The following is an 11429-nucleotide window of genomic DNA, read 5'->3' on the forward strand; positions in this document are numbered from 1 at the left end:
GCAAACAACCACAACTTTTGCCAAAATTTAGTAACGCTAATCCCGGGTTTTCTCTTTAGAGAATCATTCGTTGAACGAAAACCGGCCGCTGATTACCATAAAAACCCCTTGGTTCCGTTATATTTAATGCTTTAAGAACCTCAAAATCAATAGCACCCCATGAAAACCTCAAAATTTTTATTCTGCCTTTTCACCCTATTTATACTCTCCTGTAGTTCCGATGATGATGCGGGTCCAGACCTTACTCCCTTGGAACTATTGATGGGAAAATGGTACTTGACCGCAGGAACAAATAATGGTTCAGAGGTAAATTTAGAGGATTGCCAAAGTGATTCTTTTCTAGAGTTCCTGACCTCGGATGATCTACAGTTGGAATGGTATGAAAGCAATTGCACCACCGATGGGTTGGCCACCAGAACATACACTTTTATTGAAGCAACGGCCACCACTTCAGCTGGTCTACAAGTTGGCGGTGATGGGATTTTGGGAATTGGTAGTTTTGAAATTGGAAAACTTACCCAAACCGAGCTCATTTTAATGTATTCAAGCGGCTCCACCAGTGGCTCAATAATCTGGGAAAAAGAATAATCTGGCCTAATTTGGATTGTTGAGGATAACCAGAGCGGCGATTACGCCTGGCACCCATCCACAAAAAGTCAGCAATAACACAATAAGAAAAGACCCACAACCCTTTCCGATTACGGAGAGGGGAGGGAAAATAATAGCCAAAAGGACTCTCCAAAAACTCATGGTACTAATTTTGATTGATGATACTTATTAGTACCTTAATCCACGTTTTTGTTACACCAGACCCGTATTTTCAAAACAAAATGATTTTATGATGCGGTTTTTTGTCCTTTTTTCGCTTTTACTGACCCATGCCGGGCTTTTTGCGCAATATCATTTTTCGGGTGAGGTATCGGAAATCAATTCAGGCAACACCATTTACCTTTCTTTGGTTGAGGATTATCGCAAATCTTCAAGAATTTATCTGGATCAGATTGTGAAGAAAACCCAAGTGGATTCTTTGGGCCATTTTCAGTTTGAAGGAAACAATCTCCCGTTGCAAAACCGAATCTACCGCATTCATTTGGATGGTTGCTCCGATACTTCCGAAGCAAACCACTTTTTAGGCCAGTGCAACAACAGCAAAAGCGTTTTGTTTATTGCCAACAATACGGACACCGTTGATTTTCCCACCTCTTTTGAAGACCAATCGCTCTGCTCCATTGCTTCCACCAACGCAAAATCGGACGCGCTCTTGCAAGTTGAATTCTTAAAAGACGAAATGGCCTACGATTTTATGGAATTCCCCAGTGAGGCCAGTAGAAAACTCAATACCAAAAAATGGTTTTCCACTTTGCAGGATTTTGGAAAAGCTTCTAAAGAACCTTTGGTGGAACTTTATATTTATGATTTCCTATCGGATAAACGGAACGAGACCTATTCCTATTACCTTCAAGATGTCTCGAACAATTCCTATTACGATGAGCTCTTTCATCGTTTGAATGAGGCCTACGCCAACGCAAGTTTCACCCAAGAATACAACGCCGAAATTGCCACCGATAAGGAGCTGGCCTCCTTTCATTCCCCAAAAACGAGCTACTTCAACTATTTCTTGATTGGCCTTTTGATCATTTCCTTACTGGTCAACATGTATTTGGTGGCTTCCCGCAAAATGAACGTCAGGCTTCGGGCCAAATCGTTGTGGTCCAAACTCACTCCGCAAGAACAAAAAATAGTTGACCATATCCTTCAGGAAAAGAGCAACAAAGAAATCGCAACGGAACTTTTTGTAAGCCTCAGCACGGTGAAAACCCATATCAATAATCTCTACAAAAAATTGGAAGTTTCCTCTCGCGAAGAGATTGTGGTGCTCTTTAAAAAGTAAAAATCAACCGGGGGTCTAGTCCCCATTTCCATCCCTAAACTTTGTTTCCACGCCCCATTTTTAGTGAATTTTCGGTTCAAATCTTAAAATCGAAAAATCATGAAACACCTATGTACAATTCTATTGGTGCTTTGCACGGCACTGGTCTTTTCCCAAGAATTCAACCAAGAAATTGTTCAAGAAGATGGCCGAAAATTCATGGTGGGCAAAATCAATTTGGATGGCCTCCATACTGAACCTTACCAGCAGTGGTTTCATCAGGGAATGAAAACCTACGCTGTGGATAAAACACTTGTGGAGTTATTCAAAAAAGACTTGGCTCAATACAACATCAAGTTGTTTTTAGGCACTTGGTGCGGCGACAGCAAACGGGAAACACCTCGGTTCATCAAAATCTTGGAAGCTGCCGATTATCCCATGGAACAACTGGAAATCATCGCACTGGACCGCAGAGCAGCGCAGTACAAAAAAAGTCCAACTGGCGAAGAAAAAGGATTGAACATCATTAAAGTTCCAACCATGATTTTCTATAAAAATGGAAAGGAAGTCAACCGAATTGTGGAACGTCCTATTGCATCTTTGGAGGAAGACATCGCCCAAATAGTGCAAAACCGACCTTACAAACCCAATTACGCACAATAAAACCGACTGGGGAAGGGAATTAAAGCGCAAAAGTGTAATTTTGCGCTTTAATTTTTTTACAGCTATGCAACTATCGGAACAAGAGATCGTTCGAAGAGAAAAATTGACCAAATTAAGGGAAATGGGCATTGACCCCTATCCGGCTGCTTTGTACCCCGTTGACGCTACTTCCAAGAGCATCAAGGGCAATTTTGAAGAAGGAAAGAAGGTGGTCATTTCCGGTAGATTGATGTCGCGCCGAATCCAAGGAAAAGCTTCCTTTGCTGAGTTGCAGGACAGTGAAGGTAAAATACAGGTGTATTTTAATCGGGATGAAATCTGTACTGGTGAAGACAAAACCCTGTACAACGAAGTCTACAAAAAGTTGTTGGACATCGGGGATATTATCGGTATTGAAGGGGAATTGTTCAAAACGCAAGTAGGGGAAATGACCGTGATGGTCAAGAACTTCTCGCTTTTAAGCAAAGCATTAAGACCCCTTCCCCTACCTAAGGTAGATGACGAAGGAAAAGTGTACGATGCCTTTAACGACCCAGAATTGCGCTACCGTCAGCGGTACGTGGATTTGGTGGTAAACCCACAGGTGAAGGAAACCTTCATCAAACGGACAAAAATCACCAATAGCATCCGTGAGTTTTACAATGAGCGTGGTTATCTGGAAGTAGAAACTCCCATTTTACAGCCAATCCCGGGAGGAGCGGCTGCACGTCCCTTTTTGACCCATCACAATGCCTTGAACATTCCGTTGTATTTGCGGATTGCAAATGAGCTTTACCTAAAACGATTAATCGTTGGCGGTTTTGATGGTGTATATGAATTCTCGAAGGATTTCCGTAACGAAGGAATGGACCGCACCCACAACCCAGAGTTTACCGTAATGGAATTGTATGTGGCGTACAAGGACTACAATTGGATGATGGAAACCACCGAAAAACTATTGGAAAAAGTTGCGGTTGATGCTACTGGAAGTTCCAAAGTAAAAGTAGGCAACCATGAGATTGAGTTCAAAGCGCCTTACCCTAGGGTTCCCATTTTGGAGGCCATCAAGATTCATACAGGCTATGATGTGGCCGATATGGATGAGGACCAACTCCGGGAAACCGCCCAAAAGCTGAACATTGAAGTGGATGAAACCATGGGTGTCGGTAAATTGATTGATGAGATTTTTGGTGAAAAATGTGAGCACCATTACATCCAGCCCACATTCATTACGGATTATCCCAAAGAAATGAGTCCATTGACCAAGGAACATCGTTCCAATCCAAAACTTACCGAACGTTTTGAGTTGATGGTGAACGGAAAAGAGTTGGCCAATGCCTATTCGGAGTTGAACGACCCTATTGATCAGCGGGAACGTTTTGAAGAGCAATTAAAGCTTTCAGAAAAAGGAGACGATGAGGCCATGTTCATTGACCAAGACTTTTTGCGAGCTTTGGAATACGGAATGCCTCCCACCTCAGGAATTGGTATTGGAATAGACCGTTTGGTGATGCTGATGACGAACAATTCATCCATTCAAGAAGTGTTGTTCTTCCCGCAAATGCGTCCTGAAAAGAAAAAAGTGGAGCTTACCGAAGAGGAAAAAGCCATTGTTGATATCCTAAAACCCGCAGGAGAAATGTCCCTGTCAGATTTAAAGGAAAAAGCAGGCCTCAGCGGTAAAAAATGGGACAAAAGCACCAAAAGTCTATCCAAACATGGACTTTTAAAAGTGGAAAAAACCGAGGATGCACTCTTGGCCAAATACACGGGCTGAGACAAACCTATTTTCATTTAAATAAGTACAGACCCCTGTTTTTCAATTGAAAAGCAGGGGTTTTCGTTTTTAAAAAAAGTCCTATCTTGCCCCAACCCCTTTTTTATAAAAAGGGAAAATTCCAGCAGCATACCCCCCTAATCTTACTTAAACCTATTTATATGAAAAGAATGAAACTAACATTCCTTTTTGTGCTGTTGGTATGTTTTGCTGCCGTGGCACAAGAGGTAACCGGAACCGTTTATGATGACCAAAATGTGCCGTTGCCTGGAGCATCTGTCTTGGTAAAAGGAACCACAACGGGCGTCATCACCGATTTTGATGGCAATTACAGCATCCAAGCCAATACAGGAGATATTTTGGTGTTTTCCTATGTGGGCTTCAATTCCCAAGAAGCCACCGTAACCGGAAATACTCTTGACGTTACCCTACAAGCGGGACTAGCACTCGAAAATGTGGTGGTCGTGGGCTCCAGAAATGCCAACCGTACAGCAACGGACACGCCGGTACCCGTTGATGTGCTGGATGTTGCCGAGTTGGTGCAATCCGCGCCGCAGGTAACCGTTACCGAGATCCTGAACTATGCCGCACCCTCTTTCACATCGAACCCACAGACTATTTCTGATGGTACGGACCACATCGCCCCCCGCTTCATTGCGAGGTCTGGGGCCAGACCAAGTTTTGGTGCTCATCAATGGAAAACGGAGGCACAAAACCGGATTGGTCAATGTAAATGGAACTTTTGGCCGTGGTAGCGTGGGTACGGATATGACTACTATCCCATCCAACTCCATTTCCAGAATTGAAATTTTAAGGGACGGTGCAGCAGCGCAATATGGTTCCGATGCCATCGCAGGGGTCATCAACATTGTTCTGAAAAAGAACGTTAACGAACTCCAAGTGGACATTAATTCTGGGGCCAATTTTACCAGTGAACACAGTCCCACCAGAAAAGTGGATGGAGAAAAAGTGAGTTTGGGCTTAAACTACGGTCTACCTATTGGAAAAGATGGTGGGTTTATCAACTTTACGGGGAATTTCAATTTCCGTGGATGGACCAATCGTATGCAAGCCTGGGAAGGAGAGATTTTTCATGCTGCCAATGCCATAGAGCGCGTCGCGAATGCTTCAGGTTATGATATATCAAAGCTGTTGGATAGCGATATTTCTGATGTGCAGCAGTATGCTGCTCAGGTAGATTACTTTAGCCAAGAGACCTAAATGCAATAAACAATGCCACAACATTCGAGGAAATCTTTGGAATAAACGATGGGATTAATTCCCAAGCTGGAATATTATCATCACTAACTTTCAATAGTGATAACGAAGTGATAGGGATTGCCGGAAATGATGTAACCCAACAAGAACTTTTGGCCAGAGGATTGAAGCGAAGCGATTTCAACATGCGTGTGGGCCAATCGGAATTAAGAGGCGCTCAGTTTTTTGCCAATCTTTCCATTCCACTGGATGAAAACTTGGAACTTTATGGCTTTGGAGGGTTGAGTTTTAAAAACGGAAATGCCGCAGGTTTCTATCGTTTGCCCAATCAATCTAGAAGCTATACCCCAGCCTACCTGAATGGTTTTTTACCTGAAATCAATTCCAATATTGTTGACAAATCAGCGGCATTTGGCATTAAGGGAATGCTCGGGGATTGGAATGTGGATTTTAGCAATTCCTACGGAAAAAACGAATTCTTGTACCATGTTACCAATTCCAACAATGCCTCTTTGGTCAATTCTACCCCATTTGAAGCCAATTCTGGTGGTTTTAATTACAGCGAAAACACCTCCAATTTTGATTTGAATCGCTTTTTTGAAGATACCATGGCTGGGCTGAATATTGCCTTTGGTGCGGAGTATCGGGTAGAAAACTATGCCATTGTGGCGGGAGAAGAAGCCTCCTACACCCAATACAACACTTTGGGCAATCCGCATGATCCCACAGATATGAATTCGACGGTACCTACCGACTTTTTTGGCAATTCAAGGCCAGGTGGTATTCAGGTTTTTCCTGGATTTAAGCCGGATAACGAAGTGAATGCTTTCAGAAATACCGTTGCAGGTTATGTTGATGTAGAAGCAGATTTCACGGAATCTATTCTGGTGAGCGGTGCCGCTCGGTACGAGAATTTCTCTGATTTTGGGGGAACCTTGAACTTTAAAGTAGCCACTCGTTTAAAAATTTCAGAAAACTTCAACCTTCGCGGTGGTGGGCAAACCGGGTTTAGGGCACCTTCACTCCATCAAATCCATTACAGTTCAACATCCACCCTTTTTGTGGATGGAATTCCCAATGAGGTTGGAATTTTCCCGAATACCTCTAGAGTAGCAAGACTTTTGGGTATTGAACCGCTGAAGGAAGAAACTTCCATTGGTGCAACCGCTGGATTTACCACAAGAGTACCCAGTGCCAATCTTAAATTCACGCTGGATGGGTATCTCATCAATATTGATGACCGTGTAATTCTCACTGGTCAGTTTGATGATAATGGAAATGCTGAATTGGCCAATCTGTTTCAGCAAGCCAATGCCACCCAAGCGGCCTTTTTTGCCAATTCCGTGGATACACAAACCAAAGGTTTGGATTTTGTGGTAGATCATAAGGCCCATATTTCGGACAAGGTTTCTTTGACCAATACCTTGGCATTCACCCTGTCTGAAACCACGGTTGAAAAAGTGAAAGTTCCACAGGCTATTGCCAATGCTGGCCTAAGCGACACTTATTTTGACCCCACAAGCCGGATTTATTTGGAATCCGCGGTTCCCACAACCAAGGGAAATCTCTCACATAATTTAAAAATTGGTGACCATTTGAACTTCTTTGTACGTAACGGTTACTTTGGGGAAGTGCAAGAGGCCACTAACGAAGACGACCCCACTATCGACTATACATTTGGTGCCAAAATCATCACTGATTTTACCGTTGGATACAGTTTTTCGGATAATGTTACCCTAACTGTGGGTGCAAACAATCTTTTGGATGTGTATCCGGATGAGAACGATCCCGCTTTTAGGTCCGATGGTCGATTCATCTATTCCAGAAGGTCGGTTCAATTTGGCCAAAATGGACGTTATGTTTTTGGTAGATTGACATTTAAGATAAAATAATCGACATTTTTCTTGATTATTTGATGGTGGAGCCCCGTGATGGGGCTTCATTATTTTTGTTATTTCATAAAAAAGCATAGCTTAGGATCTCAAATGGAACTAAGCAAAAAAATCGGGCTGATTCTTGGGCCCATCGCCTTTCTTATTCTTGTAAATTTACCTTTTGAACTGGTTTCCGAAAAAGGGGATCCTGTGATTTCTGTTGCAGTTTGGATGTTGATTTGGTGGATTACCGAAGCGGTATCTATCTCAGTGACCGCACTTTTACCCCTTTTATTACTGCCAATCCTTAAGATTTTGCCCATTGCTGAAGTGGGAGCCAATTACGGAAGTCCCATTGTATTTCTGTTCTTCGGAGGCTTTGTAATGGCCCTAGCTTTGGAAAAAGTAAATCTACACAGGAGAATAGCGCTGAACATCATCAGGTTAACAGGAACCACACCCAACAAAGTGATTTTGGGATTTATGATTGCCACAGCTTCGTTGAGCATGTGGATCAGCAATACAGCAACTACGGTGGTAATGCTGCCCATTGCCCTATCAGTAATCGGTCTTTTGGTCAATGATGAGGATGGTTTCACCAAGGACGACCAAAATTTTGCCTTGAGCGTAATGTTGGGAATTGCCTTCTCCGCCAATGCCGGAGGTATTGCCACAGTAATCGGTACACCTCCCAACTCGGTCTTGATCGGACTTTTGGAAAACGAGTATAATACAGAAATTTCCTTTTTAAAATGGATGACATTGGGACTGCCTTTTTCCATCATCATGATTGCGATTTGTTATTGGGTGTTGGTAAAATGGATGTTCCCCAACCGGAATTTGAAGTTCAATGCTTCAAAAGAGGTGATTCAGTCGGAACTGGAAAAACTCGGACCCACTTCTGGAAAGGAAAAAATGGTCCTTGCCATTTTTGGAGTTACGGTATTCCTTTGGATTTTCAGAACATTGATCAATGCCGTATTCCCGTCGTTGGGGCTTACGGATACCATGATCAGTATTTTTGCAGCTATTGCCTTATTCTCCATTCCATACAATATGAAAACAGGTGATTTCATTATTGAGTGGAAGGATACCTCCAAACTGGCTTGGGGTATATTGATTTTATTCGGCGGTGGTTTGGCCCTGGCCGAAGGAATGTCTACCAGTGGTATCGTGGATATGGTGGCTGATGCCATCGCCCAAAGTGAAATCAGCATCTTGTTTACAGCTACGTTATTGATTTTCTTGATGCTTTTTATGACCGAATTGATGAGCAATGTGGCCTTGGTTGCCGTCTTGGCCCCAGTGGTGGCAGGTATTGCCCTTGGGTTGGACATCCCCATCCTCTATTTGCTCATCCCTGTGACCATTGCCAGTAGCTGTGCTTTTATGCTCCCTATGGCAACGCCACCCAATGCCATTGTCTTTGCCAGTGGGTATGTGAAAATTGCCCAGATGGCACGAGTAGGTATAATTTTAAACCTAATTGCCGTTGTTTTGCTGGTCTTGGTTTTTCAGTTTGTGATACCATTATTGTTCTAAAAAATGAATGGCGCCTCCAATTGGAGGCGCCATTGACAAACTAACTAACTCAAAAAAATAGTAAGAAACTAACTCAACTCTATTCTTATATGCTTTTATACCACAAAGGTATGACCCTTTACAGTGAAGATTTTCACAATTAGATTTTTGTTAACGAACGACTTAGCATCGCCAAACCCAAACTTTTCAGTACTTTTTCAGATTCAGTGCAAAACTGATAACACTTACTTCCAAAACCTGTAAGATTGCTAGCGTTAATCAAATTTCTTTGCTTTTACGCCAAGTGGCTTTTCAGTGTTATTTTTTTGTTAACCAACACCTTACACTATTATCTAACGCAGAAAAATTGAGTTTCATATAAAAAACCCTCCAAAGGAGGGCTTTTCTAACTAACTAACTCAAAAATTTGTAAAATGAAAACTAAAACATCCTACTAGTATGACCTCGCGTAGGGGTCAAAACCTTCTGGGAGATACTTGGAAGTATCAAAACCCAACTCTATTTCTTCGTCTTCCATGTAGTTGATGGAAGTCACTTCAATTACATCGGTGTAAGGATCAAAACCTTCTGGCAACTCATAAGTGCTGTTCAGACCGAGTTTCAATTCCACTTCATCCTCAATATATTGAATGGCGTCTAGATCTACATAAACTTCATAGGGTGAGAATCCTTCTGGAAGGTAATCTTGGGTATTGAATCCCAAATCCATGTCCTCATCTTCCATGTAATTGATGCCATGTACATCCACCACTTGGGTGTAAGGATCAAAACCTTCTGGCAAATAGGGCTCGGTGTTAAATCCAAGCTCTTGTTCAACTTCGCTTTTGAGGTATATGATGGAATTCAAATCAAAATAGGTTTTATAAGGATCAAAATCCTCGGGAAGATAATCTGCGGTATCAAAACCAAGATCTACATCATCTTCTTCAATAAAAACTATTTCATCCAAATTCAGTTCATAAAAACCTTCACGATTTCCATCGGAGAAATTTGTTTCACTCCACTCAGCATTGATGTTCAACGCTGTAAATTGATTTTCTAAAGTACTTGTGGTCTCTGTTTCTGTGTCGGTAACCAGATTCCTTTGTTGGTCACTTGCTATGGCGGAACTACTTAAAAGTACACAACCATAAATTAATAATAACTTGTTCATTTTTTGATTGAATTTTGTGATTGATGATATGCTTATAAGACTAGCATGAATCTAAAATGTTACACTCTTTTAGATTTTTTTACGAAAATTGGATTCCCCTGAACCCCCATAAAACATAGCCTTACAGCGGAAAGTATCAATAAAACACAGGACTGCCGAAGTTTTGACCATTTTGTAAAAAAAGTTGTCTTTGGGAATTATTTAACAATCTGTTTTCATGATTTTTAGCCCAGAATGAAACCGTTAACCCTCAAACTTTACCCCAAAGAGCAGAACAATTGCAGAAATGAAGTTTTATATTTCGTGTTTGAAAAAGGGCAAAATCATTACCCACCCCTTCTACGGCAAAATATTCCTATACCATTGTAGGAAATTAATACCAGATTTGGTTTCACACTGTTAAACCTTACCGTTTATCGATTATACCATACATTTCGTCCTATTCACATCGAATTAGGAGCGTTTCGCAACATATCGTGCAGATTAATAGGGGGTTTGACTATTTTAGTAGTACCAAATCTCAAAAATCATGACCTACAAAGCAAAAAGCCTCATCTATTTTTCCTGTTTTGTACTTGCATCCCTCATCTATTATGGTGTGGAACAACAGGATGACTTCCAAGAACACATCAGTTCGGAAACAGTTGTTGAAACTCAATTTCACAACACCGAAGACCCGGAAAAGCCCCAAACCGATTTCCAGGAAGAACAACAATAAGTTCTTCGCTCCCCCGCTGTTAAAAGCTTCATAAATGTTGACTTAATGATTAAACTATTGGATTCTATTGATGTCCAAATACTAAATCATTAAAGTTTAAACATATGAAACGATTAGTAGTTGCAATGGCACTTTTGGTCTCCTTGGGTGCCCTAGCGCAAGAACAACAGGGTCATAGAATGCGAAAAGGTCCTAAAATGGACATGACCGCGGAACAGATGGCCACATTGCAGACCAAACAAATGACCTTGGCTCTGGATTTGACCAAAGCACAACAACAAAAGGTCATGACCATAAATTTGGATGTTGCACAGCAAAGAAAGGCCAAGTGGGAAGAAATGAAGGCCATGAGAGAAAGTGGCGAATGGAAAAGACCCACACCTGAAGAGCGATTTGATATGGAGAATGCACGATTGGATCATCAAATTGCACATCAAGAAAAAATGAAAGAGGTATTGAATGATGAGCAATACCAAACTTGGAAAAAACTACGATTCGCTAAAGCGCATCATGGCAAAAAGAAAATGCAGGAGAGCGGAAGAAGAGGATAGTGTTTTTTGTTGATTTTTTAGATGCCGCGCCTGCCATGGGCGCGGCTTCTTTTTTTGTGCTAGGAAAAGAATATCACATTAAAT

General features: G+C 41.8%; 12 protein-coding genes. 10 read left to right on the plus strand and 2 right to left on the minus strand.

Features of this window, described 5'->3' with window-relative positions; genetic code table 11:
- The first annotated feature begins 159 nt into the window (after positions 1-159).
- A complete protein-coding gene (locus ACFSJE_RS07400; protein ID WP_379830349.1) occupies positions 160-588 on the plus strand; it encodes a lipocalin family protein in 429 nt (142 codons plus the stop codon).
- Positions 589-594: 6 nt separating this feature from the next.
- Here ACFSJE_RS07400 and ACFSJE_RS07405 read toward each other — a convergent pair whose 3' ends face one another.
- Positions 595-750, minus strand: a complete 156-nt coding sequence (locus ACFSJE_RS07405) for a YqaE/Pmp3 family membrane protein (protein WP_379830350.1) — start codon at positions 748-750, stop codon at positions 595-597.
- Positions 751-838: 88 nt separating this feature from the next.
- Between ACFSJE_RS07405 and ACFSJE_RS07410 the strand changes: the two genes are divergently transcribed.
- From ACFSJE_RS07410 to ACFSJE_RS07430, 7 genes are all read left to right on the plus strand, one after another.
- Entirely contained in the window at positions 839-1891 is a 1053-nt protein-coding gene (locus tag ACFSJE_RS07410; RefSeq protein WP_379830351.1) for a response regulator transcription factor, read from the plus strand.
- Between the two features lie 99 nt (positions 1892-1990).
- Positions 1991-2533, plus strand: a complete 543-nt coding sequence (locus ACFSJE_RS07415; protein ID WP_379830352.1) for a thioredoxin family protein — start codon at positions 1991-1993, stop codon at positions 2531-2533.
- Positions 2534-2597: 64 nt separating this feature from the next.
- Positions 2598-4289: a lysine--tRNA ligase gene (gene lysS / locus ACFSJE_RS07420; RefSeq protein ID WP_379830353.1), complete on the plus strand. Its 1692-nt coding sequence runs from the start codon at positions 2598-2600 to the stop codon at positions 4287-4289.
- Between the two features lie 161 nt (positions 4290-4450).
- Complete coding sequence (locus tag ACFSJE_RS18690) at positions 4451-5044, plus strand: carboxypeptidase-like regulatory domain-containing protein (protein ID WP_417398485.1); 594 nt, start codon at positions 4451-4453, stop codon at positions 5042-5044.
- Entirely contained in the window at positions 4974-5510 is a 537-nt protein-coding gene (locus ACFSJE_RS18695) for a TonB-dependent receptor plug domain-containing protein (protein ID WP_417398487.1), read from the plus strand. The genes ACFSJE_RS18690 and ACFSJE_RS18695 overlap by 71 nt, the downstream gene beginning before the upstream one ends.
- Positions 5511-5617: 107 nt before the next feature.
- Entirely contained in the window at positions 5618-7399 is a 1782-nt protein-coding gene (locus ACFSJE_RS18700; protein WP_417398486.1) for a TonB-dependent receptor plug domain-containing protein, read from the plus strand.
- A 93-nt stretch (positions 7400-7492) separates the two neighbouring features.
- Complete coding sequence (locus tag ACFSJE_RS07430; protein WP_379830354.1) at positions 7493-8923, plus strand: SLC13 family permease; 1431 nt, start codon at positions 7493-7495, stop codon at positions 8921-8923.
- Between the two features lie 433 nt (positions 8924-9356).
- On the opposite strand, the gene ACFSJE_RS07435 is transcribed toward ACFSJE_RS07430, so the two are convergent.
- Positions 9357-10076, minus strand: a complete 720-nt coding sequence (locus ACFSJE_RS07435; RefSeq protein WP_379830355.1) for a hypothetical protein — start codon at positions 10074-10076, stop codon at positions 9357-9359.
- 529 nt (positions 10077-10605) lie between these two features.
- Here ACFSJE_RS07435 and ACFSJE_RS07440 point away from each other — a divergent pair.
- Both ACFSJE_RS07440 and ACFSJE_RS07445 read left to right on the plus strand, forming a co-directional pair.
- On the plus strand, positions 10606-10794 hold the full coding sequence (locus tag ACFSJE_RS07440; RefSeq protein WP_379830356.1) for a hypothetical protein: 189 nt from the start codon (positions 10606-10608) through the stop codon (positions 10792-10794).
- 104 nt (positions 10795-10898) lie between these two features.
- Positions 10899-11345, plus strand: coding sequence for a hypothetical protein (locus ACFSJE_RS07445; RefSeq protein WP_379830357.1), 447 nt, complete (start codon positions 10899-10901; stop codon positions 11343-11345).
- Positions 11346-11429: the final 84 nt, after the last annotated feature.

It is taken from the genome of Flagellimonas iocasae, from assembly GCF_042682725.1.
Classification (GTDB): domain Bacteria; phylum Bacteroidota; class Bacteroidia; order Flavobacteriales; family Flavobacteriaceae; genus Flagellimonas; species Flagellimonas iocasae.